Annotated in this window: 18 protein-coding genes, 1 tRNA gene and 2 pseudogenes; 14 read left to right on the top strand and 7 right to left on the bottom strand. The window is 40.7% G+C overall.

Translation table 11 applies throughout. The annotated features are described in order from the left end of the window. Nucleotides 1–45: 45 nt before the first annotated feature. The 6 genes and pseudogenes from pssA to CFY87_RS02635 all read left to right on the top strand — a co-directional run. Entirely contained in the window at nucleotides 46–1,410 is a 1,365-nt protein-coding gene (pssA, locus tag CFY87_RS02655; RefSeq protein WP_094945755.1) for a CDP-diacylglycerol--serine O-phosphatidyltransferase, read from the top strand. Nucleotides 1,411–1,494: 84 nt separating this feature from the next. Continuing rightward, on the top strand, nucleotides 1,495–2,430 hold the full coding sequence (gene uriH / locus CFY87_RS02650; protein WP_094945754.1) for a uridine-preferring nucleoside hydrolase UriH: 936 nt from the start codon (nucleotides 1,495–1,497) through the stop codon (nucleotides 2,428–2,430). A gap of 149 nt (nucleotides 2,431–2,579) precedes the next feature. After that, entirely contained in the window at nucleotides 2,580–2,681 is a 102-nt protein-coding gene (locus tag CFY87_RS12080; RefSeq protein WP_236757327.1) for a winged helix-turn-helix transcriptional regulator, read from the top strand. A gap of 20 nt (nucleotides 2,682–2,701) precedes the next feature. After that, entirely contained in the window at nucleotides 2,702–3,676 is a 975-nt protein-coding gene (locus CFY87_RS02645) for a carbohydrate kinase family protein (protein WP_236757326.1), read from the top strand. Nucleotides 3,677–3,678: 2 nt separating this feature from the next. Continuing rightward, nucleotides 3,679–4,590 carry a pseudouridine-5'-phosphate glycosidase gene (locus tag CFY87_RS02640; RefSeq protein WP_094945753.1) on the top strand — a complete coding sequence of 304 codons (912 nt, stop codon included), beginning with the start codon at nucleotides 3,679–3,681 and terminating at the stop codon, nucleotides 4,588–4,590. A 102-nt stretch (nucleotides 4,591–4,692) separates the two neighbouring features. After that, nucleotides 4,693–5,484 (top strand): annotated as a pseudogene (locus CFY87_RS02635) (NupC/NupG family nucleoside CNT transporter); the annotation flags it as partial. A 77-nt stretch (nucleotides 5,485–5,561) separates the two neighbouring features. On the opposite strand, the gene CFY87_RS02630 reads toward CFY87_RS02635, so the two are convergent. The 3 genes from CFY87_RS02630 to CFY87_RS02620 form a co-directional block, all read right to left on the bottom strand. Beyond that, the gene (locus CFY87_RS02630) at nucleotides 5,562–6,023 is read right to left on the bottom strand and encodes a DMT family transporter (protein WP_094945752.1); all 462 of its coding nucleotides are present in this window, start codon (nucleotides 6,021–6,023) and stop codon (nucleotides 5,562–5,564) included. A 97-nt stretch (nucleotides 6,024–6,120) separates the two neighbouring features. Then, nucleotides 6,121–7,404, bottom strand: a complete 1,284-nt coding sequence (locus CFY87_RS02625; RefSeq protein WP_094945751.1) for an NAD(P)/FAD-dependent oxidoreductase — start codon at nucleotides 7,402–7,404, stop codon at nucleotides 6,121–6,123. Nucleotides 7,405–7,700: 296 nt separating this feature from the next. Next, nucleotides 7,701–9,014, bottom strand: a complete 1,314-nt coding sequence (locus CFY87_RS02620) for an anaerobic C4-dicarboxylate transporter (protein WP_094945750.1) — start codon at nucleotides 9,012–9,014, stop codon at nucleotides 7,701–7,703. A gap of 242 nt (nucleotides 9,015–9,256) precedes the next feature. Here CFY87_RS02620 and CFY87_RS02615 point away from each other — a divergent pair, with 242 nt between their 5' ends. The 4 genes from CFY87_RS02615 to cysE all read left to right on the top strand — a co-directional run bounded on the left by CFY87_RS02615 (nucleotide 9,257) and on the right by cysE (nucleotide 12,110). After that, the gene (locus CFY87_RS02615) at nucleotides 9,257–9,703 is read left to right on the top strand and encodes a rhodanese-like domain-containing protein (RefSeq protein ID WP_094945749.1); all 447 of its coding nucleotides are present in this window, start codon (nucleotides 9,257–9,259) and stop codon (nucleotides 9,701–9,703) included. Nucleotides 9,704–9,713: 10 nt separating this feature from the next. Continuing rightward, nucleotides 9,714–10,223 carry a protein-export chaperone SecB gene (gene secB, locus CFY87_RS02610; RefSeq protein WP_094945748.1) on the top strand — a complete coding sequence of 170 codons (510 nt, stop codon included), beginning with the start codon at nucleotides 9,714–9,716 and terminating at the stop codon, nucleotides 10,221–10,223. A 72-nt stretch (nucleotides 10,224–10,295) separates the two neighbouring features. Then, entirely contained in the window at nucleotides 10,296–11,309 is a 1,014-nt protein-coding gene (gene gpsA / locus CFY87_RS02605; RefSeq protein ID WP_094945877.1) for an NAD(P)H-dependent glycerol-3-phosphate dehydrogenase, read from the top strand. A gap of 3 nt (nucleotides 11,310–11,312) precedes the next feature. Further along, on the top strand, nucleotides 11,313–12,110 hold the full coding sequence (cysE, locus tag CFY87_RS02600; RefSeq protein WP_094945747.1) for a serine O-acetyltransferase: 798 nt from the start codon (nucleotides 11,313–11,315) through the stop codon (nucleotides 12,108–12,110). Here the strand turns inward: cysE and CFY87_RS02595 are convergent. Then, entirely contained in the window at nucleotides 12,099–12,329 is a 231-nt protein-coding gene (locus CFY87_RS02595) for a hypothetical protein (RefSeq protein ID WP_094945746.1), read from the bottom strand. The genes cysE and CFY87_RS02595 overlap by 12 nt on opposite strands. Nucleotides 12,330–12,506: 177 nt before the next feature. Between CFY87_RS02595 and CFY87_RS02590 the strand changes: the two genes are divergently transcribed. The 3 genes and pseudogenes from CFY87_RS02590 to CFY87_RS12075 all read left to right on the top strand — a co-directional run bounded on the left by CFY87_RS02590 (nucleotide 12,507) and on the right by CFY87_RS12075 (nucleotide 14,931). Next, complete coding sequence (locus CFY87_RS02590) at nucleotides 12,507–12,947, top strand: Plug domain-containing protein (protein WP_094945745.1); 441 nt, start codon at nucleotides 12,507–12,509, stop codon at nucleotides 12,945–12,947. Nucleotides 12,948–13,082: 135 nt separating this feature from the next. Beyond that, a complete protein-coding gene (locus CFY87_RS02580) occupies nucleotides 13,083–13,856 on the top strand; it encodes a TonB-dependent receptor (RefSeq protein ID WP_143226156.1) in 774 nt (257 codons plus the stop codon). Continuing rightward, nucleotides 13,840–14,931, top strand: a pseudogene (locus CFY87_RS12075) (TonB-dependent receptor domain-containing protein). Before CFY87_RS02580 ends, CFY87_RS12075 begins: the two are co-directional and overlap by 17 nt. 149 nt (nucleotides 14,932–15,080) lie before the next feature. Here CFY87_RS12075 and selB read toward each other — a convergent pair. Both selB and selA read right to left on the bottom strand, forming a co-directional pair. Continuing rightward, nucleotides 15,081–16,940, bottom strand: a complete 1,860-nt coding sequence (selB, locus tag CFY87_RS02565) for a selenocysteine-specific translation elongation factor (RefSeq protein ID WP_094945740.1) — start codon at nucleotides 16,938–16,940, stop codon at nucleotides 15,081–15,083. Further along, nucleotides 16,937–18,322, bottom strand: a complete 1,386-nt coding sequence (selA, locus tag CFY87_RS02560; protein ID WP_094945739.1) for an L-seryl-tRNA(Sec) selenium transferase — start codon at nucleotides 18,320–18,322, stop codon at nucleotides 16,937–16,939. Before selA ends, selB begins: the two co-directional genes overlap by 4 nt. 130 nt (nucleotides 18,323–18,452) lie before the next feature. Between selA and CFY87_RS11635 the strand changes: the two genes are divergently transcribed. Beyond that, a tRNA-Sec gene (locus tag CFY87_RS11635) sits at nucleotides 18,453–18,547 on the top strand. 103 nt (nucleotides 18,548–18,650) lie between these two features. Here CFY87_RS11635 and CFY87_RS02555 read toward each other — a convergent pair. Beyond that, on the bottom strand, nucleotides 18,651–19,490 hold the full coding sequence (locus tag CFY87_RS02555; protein WP_094945738.1) for a DUF72 domain-containing protein: 840 nt from the start codon (nucleotides 19,488–19,490) through the stop codon (nucleotides 18,651–18,653). Between the last annotated feature and the right edge of the window lies 1 nt (nucleotide 19,491).

The following is a 19,491-nucleotide window of genomic DNA, read 5'->3' as shown; positions in this document are numbered from 1 at the left end:
TAAACTAACGGATTAGTTCTCGAAGAAGAAAAATAGAGCAGATTTATGTTGATTAATAAAACAAAACGTGCACGACAAAATCTTGACCGTTTGGCTTGTTTGCCTTTAAGCGCGGATCAAGTGGAATTTATTTATTGCTCTGCGGACTTTAAACAACGCATTATTCAATTGATCCGCCAAGCGCAAAAAAGGATTTATATTACCGCACTTTACTGGCAAAATGACGAAGCCGGGCAAGAAATTTTAGCGGAAGTTTATCGCGCCAAACAAGCCAACCCAGAGCTGGAAGTAAAGATTTTCGTGGATTGGCATCGCGCACAACGCAATTTATTAGGCGCTGAAAAATCCGCCACCAACGCCGATTGGTATTGTGAGCAACAAGCAAAACTTGCCGGCGAGCAAGCAACATCCATGTTTTTTGGTATCCCGATTAATACGCGCGAAGTGTTTGGCGTGCTGCATATTAAAGGCTTTGTTTTTGATGACACATTGCTCTACAGCGGTGCCAGCATTAACAATGTTTATCTGCACCAAAAAGAAAAATACCGTTACGATCGTTATCACAAAATTACCAACGCTGCACTGGCAGATATTATGGTGAATTTTGTGTGTAATTATTTATCCGATCCGAGCGCGGTGTTACCCTTGGATCGATATCAACGTCCGCAGACAAAAAGCTTTCGTCCTTCTATTCGACAATTTCGTAAAAATTTAATGGCGCAGGCGCAATATCATATACCTAATGTGATTACGTTAAACGACAGTTTAACTATTTCTCCACTCTTTGGATTGGGAAATAACAATATTCTCAATCGAACCATTGAAGATTTGTTTCAATTAGTGGAAAACAATTTAGTAATTTGTACACCATATTTCAATTTACCGCGCTCCTTAAAACAAAAAATTCGCCATTTACTTGCCAATGGGAAACAAGTTGAAATTATTGTGGGCGATAAAATTGCCAACGATTTTTATATTCCCCCTTCCGAGCCATTCAAAATGGTGGGCGCCTTACCTTATTTGTATGAAAGCAATTTACGTCGCTTCAGTCAAAAATTTGAAACACAAATTAAGCAAGGGCAATTGGTAATCCGTACTTGGAAAGATCAAGATAACACCTACCATTTAAAAGGTGTATGGGTGGACGATCGTTACATTTTGCTCACCGGCAATAATTTAAATCCTCGCGCTTGGCGCTTAGATGCGGAAAATGGATTGTTTATTCATGATCCAAAACAGGAATTACGCCGGCAAGTTTTACAAGAATTGGCGCATATCCGCCGCAATACGCAAAGATTAAGCCATTACAGTGAGCTGGAAGACATGGATCAATATCCTGCACCAGTCCAAAAGTTGCTGAAAAAATTTGCCCGTGTCAAAGCAGATAAATTGGTAAAAATGATTTTGTAGTGATTTTGCTCAAAAAAATCAAACGAACACATCAATAATAGCAAGTAAATTAGTGTATTTTTATGATATCAAAGGAGAAACATAGTGAAGAAAAAAATTATTTTAGATTGTGATCCTGGTCATGATGATGCGATAGCAATGATGTTAGCTTGGGGCAATCCTGATATTGACTTACTCGCCATTACAACCGTCGTTGGCAATCAAACATTAGAGAAAGTGTCGTATAACGCTCTTGCCGTTGCCGAAATAGCCAACATTCGCGGAATTCCTTTTGCGAAAGGGGCATGCAGCCCTTTAATCAGAGCAATTGAAAATGCACCGGATATTCATGGGGATAGTGGGTTAGATGGTCCAAATTTACCCGTTCCCACCCAAACATTCTGTGACAAGCATGCGGCATTATTAATTATTGATTTAATTATGTCACATCCGGAAAAAACCATTACTCTCGTGCCAACAGGAGGATTAACCAATATCGCTTTAGCAGCTCGTTTAGAACCTCGTATTATTGATCGTGTAAAAGAGGTTGTACTCATGGGCGGTGGATATCATGTTGGAAATTGGAGTGCGGTTGCAGAATTTAATATTAAAATTGATCCGGAAGCGGCACATATCGTTTTCAGCGCCGGATGGAAAGTTACCATGGTGGGGCTTGATCTAACACATCAAGCTCTGGCAACACCTGAAGTGGTTAGTCAAATTGAGGCAATAGGAACTGTGTCGGCAAAATTTGTAGTCGAATTACTTGAGTTTTTTGGAAAAATGTATAAAAAATCTCAAGGATTTGACAATCCTCCGGTACATGATGCTTGTGCCGTCGCTTATGTTATCAACCCGGATTTAATTGAGACAGTCAAAGTACCTGTGAGTATTGAATTAACCGGTACTCATACTTTAGGTATGACAGTAGCTGATTTTCGTTATCCTCCTAAACCTTGTAATACGCAAGTTGCAACTAAATTAAAGCACAAAGAATTTTGGGACTTGGTTATCCAAGCCATTAAAAATTTAACAGTGTAATTACAATGACATTGAGACTAATTAAACCGGATTTGTGATCTTGTGCACAAATCCAGTTATTGTTCCTTGTGTTCTTAAATAATTAGCTTAGAATCTTAAACATAAGTTTAAATTAAAAACTTATGTTTAAGTCAAAAGGAGGACATACTATGACGGATAACGAGCGATTAATCCTTGACCTCATTCGTCAAAATCCTTTTATCTCTCAACAAGAACTTGCAGACAAAGTTGCATTATCTCGCCCGCTGTAGCAAATATTATTTCCGCGCTTGTGAAGAAAAACTTTCTGCTGGGTAAAGCCTATATCCTTAATGAGCGAAATAGCATTATTTGTATCGGTGCCGCCAATCTGGACAGAAAAATTAAAACAGAAGCGGAGCTACAAGGTTACACCTCAAATCCTATTACGTCCACCGTATCTATTGGCGGAGTTGCACGCAATGTTGCTGAAAACTTAGGAAGACTGGAACAGGATGTTATTTTTATCTCTGCCGTAGGAAATGATCCCGAATGGGCAAGGATAAAAGCCTTTTCCTCCCCATTTATGAATACGGAGGGCGTCATTGTTATGGAAAATCAATCTACAGGCTGCTATACAGCTTTACTTGATAAAGAAGGTGAAATGTATCTTGGTCTTGCCGATATGTCAATTTACGATCATTTTACTGCAGAATGTTTAATAAAAAAACAAGCCTTCTTACATAAAGCGAAATGTATTGTGGTAGATCTTAATTGCCCGAAAGAAACCCTTGAATTCTTGTGTGCCTATGCACAAAAACAACAAATTAAGCTTGCGGTTATTGCGGTTTCCGAGCCTAAAATGACACATTTACCAAAACAACTAGCCGGCGTTGATTGTTTGTTCATTAATAAAGGTGAATTAGCCACATTTACCGAGAAAATTTTGGATACCGAAGAAGCATTACGCGCTGCCATAAACGAAGTATTACAAATGGGAGTTAATAAAATTATTCTTACATCCGGGGCAAAAGGCATCTTATTAGCCTCCGGAAAATACTATAAATGGTATCCTGTTAAGGCAGTAGCATCAGATAAAATTATTGATGTTACCGGCGCGGGAGATTCTTTCAGTGCGGCATTTATTGATGCTTGGCTGGAAAACAAAACGGAAGACGAATGCGTATTGGCAGGTATGACAAATGCGTACCATACGATTCAATCTGAATTTACCGTTCGTCCTAATTTAACAAAAAACCAACTGGAAATCGAAATGGAGACTTATTAATTATGAATAATTATCTAGTATTATCTCAAGAAGTCCAAGACGGTATGGCAAAAGGATTACCGATTATTGCACTTGAATCTACTATTATTTCCCATGGCATGCCTTATCCGCAAAATGTTTCAATGGCGCGGGAAGTAGAGCAAATTATCCGTGATAATGGCGCAGTACCGGCGACAATTGCTATCGTGGATGGAAAAATTAAAATCGGCTTGTCTGATGAGGAATTAGAAATGTTTGGTAGCAGCAAAGGGATTGCTAAAGTTTCTCGTCGTGACTTGGCTGATATTGTTGCGTCTAAAAAATTAGGAGCGACAACCGTCGCCTCAACTATGATTGCAGCAGAATTAGCAGGAATAAAATTCTTTGTTACCGGAGGCTTAGGCGGCGTTCATCGTGGTTGGGAACATAACTTAGATATTTCCGCCGACTTAGAAGAGCTGGCACAAACCAGTGTGACCGTTATTTGCGCAGGAGCAAAATCTATTTTAGATTTGCCGGCAACGCTGGAATATCTAGAAACAAAAGGGGTACCTGTTATTGGTTATAAAACAGAAAATTTACCGGCGTTTTTCTGTCGTGATAGCGGTTTAGCACTGCCTCTTTCTTCAGATGATTTACAGCGTATTGCAGATATGATCAAAACCAAATGGGAGCTGGGATTACAGGGCGGAGTTGTCGTAGCTAACCCAATTGAAGAAGAGCACGCCTTATCTCCTGAATACATTAACAGTATCATTGAAGCAGCAGTTAAAGAAGCGGAAGAAAAAGGCATTACAGGAAAAAATATTACCCCATTTTTACTTGGAAAAATTGTGGAATTAACCGAAGGAAAAAGCCTACAAGCCAATATTCATCTTGTTAAACATAATGCCAAAGTCGGTGCACAACTGGCAGTTAATTATTTCAATTTATAACATCCCTGAAAAAGACCGTTAGGTTTGCAACCGGACGGTCTTTTAATATAAGGAGATTTTCATGAGTGTACTAAATAGTTTATTCGGTATATTTGTCTTACTCTATTAGTAAAGCCTTTTATCTAACAAATGACCAAATCAGAATTATTTGCGGTGATGGTTGGTGGACTTGCTTCTATTGCCGGTGCGTCATTAGCCGGCTATGTTGGGTTTGGTATTCCGCTTCCTTATTTAATTGCCGCTTCCTTTATGGCAGTACCCTGAGAGTTATTGTTTGCTAAATTATTATATCCACAAACAGAAATACCTGTTGATGATATAAAACTGTCCAACGAAAACGAAAGACCAAGTAATGTGATAGAAGCGGCTGCAACCGGTGCCGCCTCCGGTGCATAATTAGCTATCAATATTGGCGCAATGTTAATTGCTTTCATTGCCTTAATCGCAATGTTGAACTGGATTATCTCCGCTATCGCCGGATTTATCGGACAAGATGGCGTTACTTTACAATCGTTACTAGGCTATCTTTTCCGCCCGATAGCTTGGTCAATCGGTGTCCCTTGGGATGAAGCTCAAATCTCCGGCGCATTAATTGGAGAAAAATTAATCCTAAACGAATTTATCGCCTACGTAGATTTCACCAACTACCTAAGCTCAAATGCAGAAACACAACTTAGCCCTAAAACTATTGCTATCGGCACTTTCGCCTTATGTGGATTTGCTAATTTAGGTTCTATCGCTATTTTAGTCGGCGGACTGGGCAGTATGGCTCCTAATCGACGCAGTGATGTCGCCCGCATGGGGTTACGCACAGTAATTGCCGGCTCACTATCTAATCTCATGAGCGGAGCTATTGCCGGATTATTTATCGGCATCGCTGGAGCAGTACTTTAATTAAAATCACATGAAAAAACACCGCACTTTTACACCAAGTTGAAAAGTGCGGTGTTTTTTATCCGATTTTAAGGCAATTAACCGAAAAATTTTTTACCGAAGAAAAAGAGTGTCAACCCCAAGCCAATCACTAAAACGCCAATAATTTGCCAGAGGTTAACGGAGCGTTGCGCCATGCCGATCAAGCCAAAATGATCGATCACCATAGCAGTGATCAATTGCCCAACAATAATAAAAAACAACATATTGGTTACGCCCATTTTCGGCGCAAGGAAAATCGTGGTAAACACAACCATAGCACCGAGCGGACCGCCGATAATTTTCCACCAAGGCTGCCTAGGAATTTCCTGTAAGGCGACAAACAAATCGGTTTTCCATAAGCAAATTAAAAACAGCAACAAGGCGCCGACGGTGAAAGAAACGAATGCCGCAATCACAGATTGACCGGCGAACGCCGCTGCCAATTGCGTATTAATTGCCGCTTGAATTGCCAGCGCGATACCGGCACAAAATGCAATAATAACAAAATACAGTAACATTCCTCTTTCCTTAATAGTAAACAAAACAAACGAATTTTGATTTTACGCCTTTTGTAGATAGAAAAAAGTGCGGTATTTTTTAACCGCACTTTTTAGCTTAATGCAGCTTCATAGAGGGACGTAGCAAGCGATTAATACGTCCTACAAGGATAATCAAACCGGTCTTAAAACAACCGTGCAACGCCGCTTGGTGCATACGATATAACGACAAATACGCTAAACGCGCAATCCGACCTTCAATAAACATGGAGCCTTTAGTTAAATTACCCATCAAACTTCCCACGGTACCAAAACGTGAGAAAGATACCAGCGAACCGCGATCATTATACACAAAAGACTTCAATGACTGATGATTCAATTGTGCTACAATATTTTTGCCACACACGGTCGCCATTTGATGTGCCGATTGTGCGCGTGGCGGTACCGGTTTACCGTTTTCTTGCAACAATGCCGCACAATCACCAATCACGTACACATTTTCATCCACAGTGGTTTGCAATGTATTTTTGACTTCAATTTGATTTAATCGATTGGTTTCAAAGCCAAAATTTTTGGTCATGTCAGAAGCTTTGACGCCCGCAGCCCACACCATTAAATCCGCAAAAATAGTTTCTCCATCTTTGGTCACTAATCCATTAGCAATAGCTTTGGTTACTGCGGTATTCGTGCGCACATCTACGCCTAACCGCCGCAATTCCGCTTCCGCCGAAACTGAAATACGGTCAGACAATGCCGGCAATAAGCGCGAACCGGCTTCCAACAAAGTGACTTTTAGGCTGGCGCTATTTAATTTGCCAAATCCGTAATGGTTTAAATGCGTTGCGGCATTATAAAGCTCGGCGGACAGTTCAATCCCCGTAGCACCGCCGCCAACAATCGCAATATGTACATCTTTTTCGTCGTTATTGGCAAATTTTAAAAACAGCTCCATCATTTGTTGATGGAATAATTTTGCCTGATCCGTGCTATCTAAAAAAATACAATGCTCCGATACGCCAGGCGTGCCGAAATCATTGGATTTACTGCCAATTGCCAAGACTAATTTATCATAGGGAATGGTTCGTTCCGGCACCAATAATTCATTTTCCGCATTATAAATCGGCGCTAAAATCACGTTTTTTTGTTCACGATTGACTGCGGTTAAGGAACCTTGATGAAACTCAAAGCCATGATTTTTAGCATGTGCACGATAGCTCACTGCATCCATATCATCATCCAAGGATCCGGTTGCTACTTCGTGTAATAAGGGTTTCCATAAATGTGCGCTATTTCGATCAATCAATATTACCCGCGCCTTATTTTTACGCCCCAATTTATTGCCTAAATAAGTTACCAACTCCAAACCGCCGGCTCCACCTCCGACCACAATAATATTTTCCATTTTGCTTTCCTAAAACATAAAAAATACATAAACTGCTTCCGATTGTAAGCAATTATGCTCAAAAGTCTAGCAATTTTAAGCGGAATAAAATTAACAACCATGCAGCACCATCAAGTTAAAATAGATATAGATTTACGATTAAGCCTTTCCTTCGGATGAAACGAAATAAGCTTTAACCCGTTACTATTGAGCAAGAATGGTAAGAAATATTGCCTTTAGCAGAGAAAATACCATAAAAAAATACCGCACTTTTACTGAATAAAAGTGCGGTAGAAATATTGTCAGTTTTATAAAACTTAGAGGAATAATTGAGCAAAGAGCAAGCCGAAAGCTAAACTAAATACCATACTTAATAAACCCGGTAACATAAAACTGTGGTTGAAAATATATTTACCGATACGGGTTGTGCCGGTGGTGTCAAAGTCGATAGACGCAATGATCGGACCATAGTTCGGCACGAAAAAATAACCGTTTACCGCAACAAATACCCCGATTAAGATTTCCGGCGGAATACCCAAACCAATCCCCAGTGGAAATAAGGTTGCAACGGTTGCTCCTTGGCTATTCACCAATACAGAAAGTAAGAACAAGGCAAAAGCGAACGTCCAAGGTGCAGTTTCAACCAACACTTTGACGCTTTCCTTAATTTCCCCCATATGTGCTTGCATTAAGCTGTCACCCAACCAGGCAATACCGAAAATGGCGATAACCGCGCGCATACCGGCATGAAACACGGAACCTTGTGTGATCGCATTTCCATTTGGTTTACAGACCAAAATAATTAATGCACCAACACCTAACATCACGATTTCAATGGTGTGTGCCATCCCCATCGATTTACCGTCGAATGCCGGACGTAAAGCCGGAAATGCCCCCATGACAACCACTAATAATGCACCGAATAAGAATAATCCTACAGACATTTTTGCATTTTTACTAATTTCAACATTGTTGTCAGTCGTTACAACAGAATTTGCTTTCACGTATTCCGGATCTTGTAATAAACGTTGATAATGCGGATCATCTTTTAATTCTTTGCCCATTTTATTCACGAAAACACAAGCTAATGCAATCCCCAAGATGGTAGATGGCATGGTAACGATAAGCACATCACCTAAATGAATACCTTGCGGTTCAAGAAAGTTAACCACTGCTACAACCGCCGCTGCAATTGGGCTGGCAACAATCGCAAATTGTGATGCAATGACTGCCATAGAAAGCGGACGTTCCGGGCGAATACCGTTATGACGACTCACTTCGGCAATGACCGGTAAAACGGAATAGGCTACGTGCCCCGTACCGGCAAGTACGGTAAATAACCAAGTTACTGCCGGTGCGATAAAGGTGATATACTTTGGATTTTTACGCAAAATATTGGTCGCAATTTTGATCATGTAATCTAAACCGCCTGCGGCTTGCATCGCGGCGGCGGCAGAAACTACCGCCATGATCATGAACATCACATCAATTGGCAACCCTGCCGGTTGAATACCAAAACCAAAGGCTAAGATCGCAAGTCCTAAGCCCCCCATAACGCCCAAGCCAATACCACCGATTCGTGCACCCACGAGGATACAAACTAAAACGATAGCAAATTGAACAAAAAACATTGTTTAACCCCTTTGATAATTTATAACAATAAATCCCCTAAAAATATAGAGAGATCTCCGATTAACAGACGGTTTTTCTCTCCCCCCTGTAAATTCGGTGCAAATATAACAATAAATGAATGGCTTATCCATAATATAGATCAATAATTTGTGATAGTTTATTTTGAAAGATACGTAAAGTGCGGTTATACTTAACGCTTTAATTTTATGTTTAACCTAAATGTTTTTTATTGAGAAATCATATGCAAGAATTTATTCCCATGGCAACAGCGTTTGCCAAAAATCATACGCTGATGGTGGTAGCTTGGTTTGCGGTCTTTTTTACGGTGCTTTACACTTTTATCAAATCGGCAACCAGCAAAGTGACTACTGTGGAAAATGCAGAAGCGACCCGTTTAATGAATAACGAAGATGCCGTTGTGCTTGATTTGCGTACACTAGATGAATTTGAACGCGGACATATTATTAACAGTGTTAACGTATTACCTTCTGAAATTAAAAGCCAGAATTTGGGTAAAATCGAACATCATAAAACCACCCCGGTGATTGTAGCCTGTGCCAGCGGTTTATCTGCCGGTGCGTCTGCAGAATTATTGGCGAAACAAGGGTTTAGCCGAGTATATATGTTAAAAGAAGGAATTGCCGGCTGGCGTTCTGCAAATTTACCTTTAGTCAAAAAACACAAATAAGGATTGAAAAATGTCTGAAAAAAATCAAGATATTGCCAAAAGTGAAGCACAAGAAAACCAAGCGGTTTTACAAATTCAACGTATTTATGTAAAAGATGTTTCATTCGAAGCACCTAATTTACCACACATTTTCCAACAAGAGTGGAAACCGAAATTAAGTTTTGATTTAAGCACCGAAGCGAAACAAATTGGCGAAGATTTGTATGAAGTGTGCTTAAACATCTCCACAGAGACCACCATGGAAGACAGCGCCGATGTCGCGTTTATTTGTGAAGTCAAACAAGCGGGCATCTTTGCTATCAGTGGACTGGAAGAAATGCAAATGGCGCATTGTTTAACTTCACAATGCCCTAATATTCTTTTCCCTTATGCCCGCGAGCTGATTTCCAGTTTAGTCAACCGCGGTACTTTCCCGGCATTAAACATTTCTCCGGTAAACTTTGACGCGTTATTTATGGATTATTTAGAACGTCAACAAGCGGAATCTGTACAACAGGAAGAAAATAAAGACGTACATTAATCAACGAGGGCGCGATTGCGCCTCTTTTTGTCGTTATTTCTTGTCTAATTTCGCCATTTGGGAGCATAAATGATGAATTCGACAATCTCTACTACACCAATTACAGTCGTCGGTGCCGGCTCATACGGAACCGCTCTCGCCATTGCGTTTTCCCGCAACGGCTATCCCACCTATCTTTGGGGCTACAATCCCGACCATATGCAACGTTTAGCAACGGCGCGCAAAAATCAGGCATTTTTACCGGATATTCCCTTTCCCGAAGCCTTACAAATTGAAACGGATCTCGCTACTGCTATCCAACGTTCGCGCGATTTATTGATCGTGGTTCCCAGTCATGTTTTCGGTGAAATAATTACTAAAATTAAACCGCACTTACGTCCCGACAGTCGGATCGCATGGGCAACCAAAGGGTTGGAACGAAATAGCGGACGCTTGCTACAAGAAGTCGTAGAACAACAATTAGGTAAATCCTATCCACTGGCGGTATTATCCGGTCCCACCTTTGCCAAAGAATTAGCAATGGGGATGCCGACTGCCATTGCGCTGGCGGCAAATAATGAACAATTTGCTCTTGAATTCCAAGCCAGAATTCATTGCAGCAAACATTTTCGCGTGTATATTAATCATGATATGGTGGGCGTACAATTAGGCGGTGCGATTAAAAATGTGATTGCGATAGGCGCCGGGATGTCTGACGGGATGGGGTTTGGTGCTAACGCCAGAACCGCCTTGATTACTCGCGGTATCGCCGAAATCAGTCGTTTGGGTGTATCACTAGGCGCGGATCCGAAAACCTTTATGGGAATGTCAGGGCTGGGCGATTTGGTATTGACCTGTACCGATAATCAATCCCGCAACCGTCGTTTCGGTTTAATGCTGGGACAAGGCATTGATGCACAAGCCGCCATGGAAGAAATCGGACAAGTAGTAGAAGGATTTTATAATACCAAAGAAACTCATTTATTAGCCCTGCGACAAGGCATCGAAATGCCGATCAGTGAACAAGTTTATCAAGTGTTATTTTGCGATAAAAAAGCGGAAGATGTCGCCATGACGTTACTAGGACGTGAACGAAAAGGAGAATAACGTATGTCAATTGAAGTTTGGGGTTTAATCCGCCAAGAAGCCAAAGCACTAGCCGAATGTGAGCCAATGCTCGCCAGTTTTTTTCATTCCACGATCTTAAAACATCATAATCTCGGCAGCGCATTAAGTTATATTTTAGCCAACAAATTGGCAAATCCCATCATGCCGGCAATCGCCCTGCGAGAAATTATCGAAGAAGCCTATCATACTCAACCGAGTATTATCGAAAGCGGCGCTATGGATATTCGCGCAGTGCGTCAACGCGACCCGGCGGTAGAATATTGGTCAACGCCATTGCTTTATTTAAAAGGTTTTCATGCCTTACAAAGTTATCGCATCACCCATTTTTTATGGCAACAAAAACGCAAGTCCCTTGCCTTATATTTACAAAATCAAATTTCCGTTGCCTTTGATGTGGATATTCATCCTGCGGCACGCATTGGCTATGGTATTATGTTTGACCATGCGACCGGTATTGTTGTCGGCGAAACCTCGATTATCGAAAACGACGTTTCTATTTTGCAAGGCGTAACCCTCGGCGGCACGGGAAAAGAAAGCGGCGATCGCCATCCAAAAGTGCGCGAAGGCGTGATGATCGGCGCCGGAGCGAAAATCCTTGGAAATATTGAAATCGGTCGCTACGCCAAAATTGGCGCCAACTCCGTTGTATTGCAACCAGTTCCGGAATATACCACGGTCGCCGGCATACCGTCGAAAATCGTTAGCAGAGATAAAGAAGCCAAACCGGCATTTGAGATGAATCAATATTTTATTGATGATGCAATAAACTTAAATATTTAATGAAAAGTTTGCGCCTGTCTTGGTTTCAGTCATTATCAAATATACGATTAACTCAATGTTACTGATTAATTTTTGGGGTAATTTCTCCTGCAATCTTATTGTCTTTTTTACTTTATTATCCAAAATCAAAGAGCATTCCACCGCGCTTTCTTCTTTCTCTATTGTATTTTTCTTATCTACTTTTAATTGCGATTGTCTTTTGGGGATAATCTTCCCCATAATCTGTACGTTAGTTGAGCATAACTATTTCAATATATCTTAATATTCTTTTTTTTTTTTTTTCCTATCCCCTGTGTGCCTTGCCTCCACGACTATATTCAATATAATTTAAATGATAATGATTACTATTTATAATTAAATTATAAAACTAAACTTTCTTTCGTTAAAACAACACAGTTGCTATTTATTTCTTTTTCTACTTTTCTATTAGCATTACGTACAAGTTATGCAAAAGAACCTGATTTTTTAACACTGGAAACTATTAATGTAGAAACCAATAATGTATTGACCAAAAATACTCAAGTAAATTCAGACTATATTAGACGAGGATTAGTTTGGGATGAAAGAGATCTTATTCGTAATCAAACAGGCATTACGGTGACAGAAGGTGGGCGAGCCGGTACAAATGGATATACCATGCGTGGTGTTGATAGTGATCGCGTACAAATATCAATCGATAATGTCTCCGCAATTGAAAGTTATATGCCTCGATTTTATTATATTAAAGGGTTTTATAATGGAAACCGTAACAGTACAGAAATTGAAAACTTAGCTGCAATTGATTTTACTAAGGGCGCAAACAGTCTTTTCCGGTGGAAGTGGCGCGCTTGGCGGTAGCGTAGTGATGAGAACTAAAAATCCGCAAGATTTGGTTTTGCCCGGTAATTCAGTAGGGTTATATAGCAAAAGTGGCTATGCTTCTAAAAACAATGAATTTAGGCAAGTATTAGGTCTAGGTGTTGGCTTGAAGCATTGGTTCAGTTTACCCGACGAAAAGCCAAAGAAACCAAAAACTATTACAGCGGAAAAATAGATGATATAGCGCATTGCGGGATCATTCCATATCCGAGTAATGAAGTTGCGTATTTAGATTTGAGAATAGCTTATCCGAACGTCTGTGGCAGGGGGCGATTATTACCAGATAATATGGATTATAATACTACGTCTTGGTTAGCAAAATTAGGTTATCGTTTTAATTCAACTCATTTTATTTCAAGTTTTTACGAAGATCTTCATCAAGATCGTAATATTGAAGAAAAAAGTTTTTATTTAGCTAATCGTCAAAAAGTCAGTGATACTACCCCTTATCGGCGTTATGGTCTTATATACGAATATACCCCGGAAAATACTTGGCTGCACAGGCTAGGTTTACAATTTACTCATCAAGAGGTATATCAAAAATCAAATTCCTTTCAATATGGAACCGGTATTAAAATAACCTACAACCCTACTCCGGATTGGAATTTAATTACTGATACAAGGGTTTACGAATTTCAACAAAATCGTTATCAATTTGATACCGAATTAAAAACGACAGACTTCCAAGTACTTTCAACCACCCATAGCCTTACTTTCGGTTCGGGTTTTCATATAGGAAAGCTCACGAACCGAAATGTTGAACACAAATATAATGCTTATTCAAAACAAACAACTACAAAAAAATTTACAATTCAACAGCCGGTGAAAACTCAGCTTATTTACGGATATATCAAAGATAACATTATGATTAATGATAATTATGATTAATGATAAATTTGGTATGAATACTGGAATTCGAATCGATCAATACCGTTATAAGCCCCAATTGAGCCATTTAAAATATGAAAATACAAAAGAAGATGAACGCATTGCTGTCGCGCCCAAAAAGAAATTTTCATCCTTTAATTACTCTTTTGATCTAAATTACTTTATTAATGATGATACTACGCTAAGTTATAACATTTCCAGTGGGCTTAAAGCCCCAAAAGTGGAAGAAATGTATTTTGATATGAGAGGTCGTAGTAATATTAATTATATGCAAAACCCTGATTTAAAGCCGGAAAAAGTACAAACTCATGAATTGACATTCAATACAGAAAAAGAACGTTATGTTCTGAGTATAAGTTTATTTTATACTCAATATCGTGATTTTATTGCTCCGGGTTATCAACCTATCATAGGTACGCGTGCTCGCAAGAATTGGTCAACTGGCGACATATATAAGGAATATGTCTTAGACGGTGTTAATTATTAACAAATTAATATTGAAAATGCTTATGTGAAAGGAATTGATTTTAATATCCGGACAAACGGTGAACTATTTGGGTTACCTGAAACATTTTATACCACATTTAAAGCGACTTATACCCAAGGTCACAAAAATGATGGTACATCTTTGCTTGCCATACAACCTTTTAGCGCTATTTTAGGATTAGGCTATCAATCTAGCAACGACAAATGGAATCTTTTATTTACCGGTCGTTATGTTGCAAAAAAACGAACAAAGGATGCAATGGATATTTCAGTTGCAAATTCTTTAAAATTAGATGTTGACAAACAAACTGGAAAAATAATACTTGGAGAAGAAGTTGCAAAGCCACATAGATATTTAAGTGGAAGCTATTTTGTGTTTGATTTTACTGCACAATACCGAGTAAATAATCATTTTACAATTAACGCAGGTATATTTAACTTACTTAACCGTAAATACAGTACATGGGATGATTTACGGCAAGTCAAGTATAATGGCGCGAAAGGAGATACTTGGGATAGTGGCGAAGGAATTGAACGTTATACTGCCCCCGGACGTAACTTTGCACTGTCTGTAGAAGCAAAATTTTAAGCGTATATATCCCAAATGAAGAGATCAAATTTGATGGCTACCGTAATTAAAGTAGCCAACTTTATTTGCTACCTCATTTAATATACTCAATATAAGTCGATTTAATTGTGCACTGCACGTAAAAACACGGTTACATGAACGCCAATGAATTACCAATCAAACACATCACCGTCACGCAAAAGATGCACATTACCCTTGCGCCGCAAAAAGCCGCAACGATCGTAATATTCCAACAATTGCACGGTCAATTTACGCCCCCAATTGAGCTGATCGCGCAATTGATTTGCCGAAATTTCTCCATGTTCCGCGATATATTGCTTAATCAAACGGGCATAGGCATAAATATTTTCCGTTAAGAAAAAACGATCTTTCACCACCGGCATCAAGTAGCCCAATTTTCCCGCTTTATACAAGAAATTGCGCATAGCGGTTTCCTCTTGTTCAAGGCGATTTGCCACATCACGCACCCATAACGCTTGCCCGTGTTGCCGTTCAAACTCATCCAGCACGCGTTGCCACAATGCCTGTTCTTCATCACTAAATTGAATTTTATGGCTTGGCAAATGTAACCAACCACGGGTTTGCTGCAAACGTTGTTCTTGTAGTAACACATCAATAAAATGGTAAATTAATTTTTCCGGCTGCGCCAAGGCGGCAATTCGATACAAACGCGCTTTACTCAATCCAAGTTGATCGCTATGTTGTTGATGATATTCAGCAAGTGCGGTCAAAATATTCTCAGTTTGTTGTTGTCGGTAATCGGCATTAAATGCCCAATCTTGGTATAAAATCCCTTGATTTTCGGCAACCAACGCCCGCAATTGTGCTTCGCTTAATTGCTCAATCCAACAAAGTTTTTCCACCGATTCCGCGCGCGATTGCAAATAACATTTTATCCGTTGTGCCACCTTATTTACTTGCAATAAATGTTGTAAAAAATTCAACCGCACTTCAGTGCGTTTATAGCGTCTTGGCGAATACACGTCCACCACACCTGCGCCGGCAATCAGACTTTTTGCATCACCACTGCGTAAAATTAACTTATCGCCATACACCAAAAACAGCGGTTTATCCAATACCAACTCTGCCAACGCGAAAGATCGCGCTGGCAATTGTTTAGCGGTAAGCAAGGTTAATTTTCCCGTGGTGCGCACTGCCGCGTGATAAATATGCACCGACTGACTTTCATTCAACAACACTTCGCTTTCCACCCAAACGGTCAAGCGTTCAGTTGGCTCGAATGGCGGACGAGAAAATATCCAATCACCCCGCTCGATTAAAGTGCGGTCTAAATCGGCACTAATATTTAACGCTAAACGTTGTCCGGCAACACCAACAGTCGTGCTTTGATTTTGCGCATGAATATTTTTCACCCGCACTTTTTTCCCGTTGGATAAATAAAGCTCATCATCTTGCGACACCTTGCCGGCAAAGGCAGTACCGGTTACCACCGTTCCCGCACCTTTCACACTAAACACCCGGTCAATGGCATAGCGGAACGGGCGATATGGCTCGGCTAAATTAGGTAATTGAGCAAGATAATCGCGCAATTCGGCAATGCCTTGCTGCGTTGTCGCTGACGTAATAAAAACTGGCGATGGCGCTAAAAAGGAGTATTTTTGCTGAATTTGTGCCACAAGTTGCTGGATTTTATCGGCATCTTCACGATCAGCTTTGGTGATCACCAACATCATTTTTTCAATATGCAACAAACGCAAAATTGCCAAATGTTCTTCCGTTTGCGGCTGCACCCCCTCATCCGCTGCAACAATCAACATAGCGTAATGAATACCGCCTAATCCCGCCAGCATATTGGACAAAAAACGCTCATGTCCCGGCACATCAATAAAACCCAAAATTTTATCTTGCAAAGGCAAATAGGCATAACCTAAATCAATGGTCATGCCGCGCTTTTTCTCCTCCGGCAAATGCGCGGTATGCTTGCCGGTTAAGGCTTGCAACAATGCGCTTTTACCATGATCCACGTGTCCTGAAGTGACAATAATCATAACGCCTCCAATGTCATTTGCAGCGCACCAAAATCCGCCACGCTTCTTAAATCTAACCAAATTCGCCGTTGCTCAACCCGCCCGATAATCGGCTGCGGTAAGGTTTTAAAACGCGTTAAAAGTGCGGTCAAATTTCCTGATGTTTTCGCTTGCAACGTCACAGCCACCGACGGAATTTCGGCTAACGGCTGCGATCCGCTGCCGATTTGTGCCGAACTGGCTTCGATCCGGATGAGGTAATCTTCCGCTAATCTTTTTTCCAATTGCACTTTCAATTGTTCTGCTTGCTGAGTTAATTGCGCCAGCGGACGCGTAAGCAAATTCAAAGTTGTCAATTGTTGACTCAATTTTTCCGGCTGCAAATACAAACGCAATGTCGCTTCCAAACCGGCTAAAATCACCTTATCACAACGCAATACGCGCTTTAACGGATGCGCTTGCAATTGGGCAATCCATTCTTTTTTGCCCACAATAATCCCCGCTTGCACCCCACCAAGCAGTTTATCACCTGAAAATGAAATGAGATCCACGCCTTGCTGCCACTTTTCCTGCACCGTCGGCTCGCTCGGCAATCCATATTGCGCTAAATCCACCAAAGCGCCACTGCCAAGATCGGTGATCACCGGCAAATTAAATTCCTGCCCCAATGTCACCAACTCTTGCTCGCTGACGCAATCGGTAAAACCGCAAATTTGATAATTACTGCTGTGAACTTTCAACAAAAAAGCGGTATTTTCATTGATTGCGCGACGATAATCGCTTAAATGGGTACGATTGGTCGTCCCCACTTCCACTAATTTACAACCGGCTTGTTGCATAATATCCGGAATCCGAAACGCGCCACCGATTTCAATCAACTCGCCACGCGAAATAATCACTTCCTTATCTTTCGCAAAGGTTGCCAGCATCAACAACACCGCTGCCGCATTATTGTTCACCACACATGCCGCTTCCACACCGGTTAACTCTTGCAACAATTCGCTAATATAATTATCTCGATGTCCGCGTTTGCCTTCGTTTAAATCATATTCCAATGCCACATTTTGCCGCATGGCATTCAACCCCGCTTGCTGCGCGGCTTCCGACCATAAGGCGCGTCCCAGGTTGGTGTGCAACACTGTCCCGGTTAAATTATGTACAGATTGAATTTTTACTTGTTGTTGGAGAGAAAGATGGCGTTGAATTTCGCGGACGGTCAATCCGAAATCCGCCCAAAAGTGCGGTAATTTATTTTGTTGTTTTATCTGCGCTCTTGCTTGCTGCAACAATTGGCGAATCCCCTTCACCACAGCACTATGCCCAAATTCCGCTACCAAATTTCCCCCCTCAGGCGTTTTGAGTAATTTATCAACGGAAGGAAGTTGCTGAAAAAGTGCGGTCATTTTTTGCCTCATTTTCGTTTAAATTTATCGGTTAAATATAAAATAATACTCGTTTTTCTTTTTTCTACCAAATATTTTAAACTACTTGAACAATCTTACAATTTACGTTAAAGTTCACCTCAAAATTTACGGAAGATCGTCGTTTCCGGTGAAGCGACAGGACTTCAAATCCTGTTAAGGTTGCCAGCAATCTTGGGTGGGTTCAACTCCCATGATCTTCCGCCACTTTATATAACCCCACTTCAACCGACATCAACAAAATCCCCTCAAACCCCTTGTAAATACTGACTTCTCTGAATTATACTATATCTCAACGTAAGATGAAGATTTAAAATAAACTCTGTTGTCCACTTAAAAATTCAGGCTTTGCTTTTACCTCAAATCCCACTTCCGCTAAATACTCTTTCAAACTTTCAATATTATAGAAAGAATGGCTTTTTGTGGTGTTTTGAAAGTAGAGATAAAGACGGTCAAATTCCGCTTTTCGCTGATTTAACAAGGCAGCCAACTGTTGTAACTCCGTTTCGCTATAACGATAATCGTGGCGTTCTTGTGCTGATTGCGCTTTCCGCCAGTTCGGATTACGACCGTGCAATCGCAAATAAGCGGTGCGTTGGTTTGCATAAAAGTGAAAGGCTGGCAAACCAATGTTTTGTGGGTAATCGACATTACACCAAATCAGATTATCCTTACCTTGAAAATAATCCAGCACCGACTGCGTATGCCAACCGGCGTGGCGAAATTCTATCGCAAGCGGATAGCCGCTAAACCACGACACCAGCTCCGCAAGGTAATAACGGTTGGCAAGCGAGCGTTCAAAATTAGTGGGAAACTGCACAAATAAATTGGCTAAACAATCGTTCTTGCGCAAGGCTTCCAATGCCACTAAAAATAGTTGAGCCTGTTCTGAAGTGGCGGTGCGTTTATGGCTAAAATCCTGATGCAGCTTCACTGAAAACTGCAACCGCCCTTCCGCTTTCTCCACCATACCTTGCAATGCCTTATAGCCAATCGGCGCGTGAAAAGTGCTATTAATCTCAATGGTATCGTAATGCCGGCTATAAATCGACAGAAAATCAGCTTTGTCCATGCCATAAGGGTAGAGCGTTCCGACTAAATCCGTATCGCTATAGCCGCCTGTGCCGATGTAAATATGGGGTGTGTGCATT

Source organism: Actinobacillus seminis, assembly GCF_002263215.1.
Taxonomy (GTDB): domain Bacteria; phylum Pseudomonadota; class Gammaproteobacteria; order Enterobacterales; family Pasteurellaceae; genus Actinobacillus_B; species Actinobacillus_B seminis.
The sequence above is the reverse complement of the archived record's forward strand: the minus strand, read 5'-3'. Positions and strand labels throughout refer to the sequence as shown.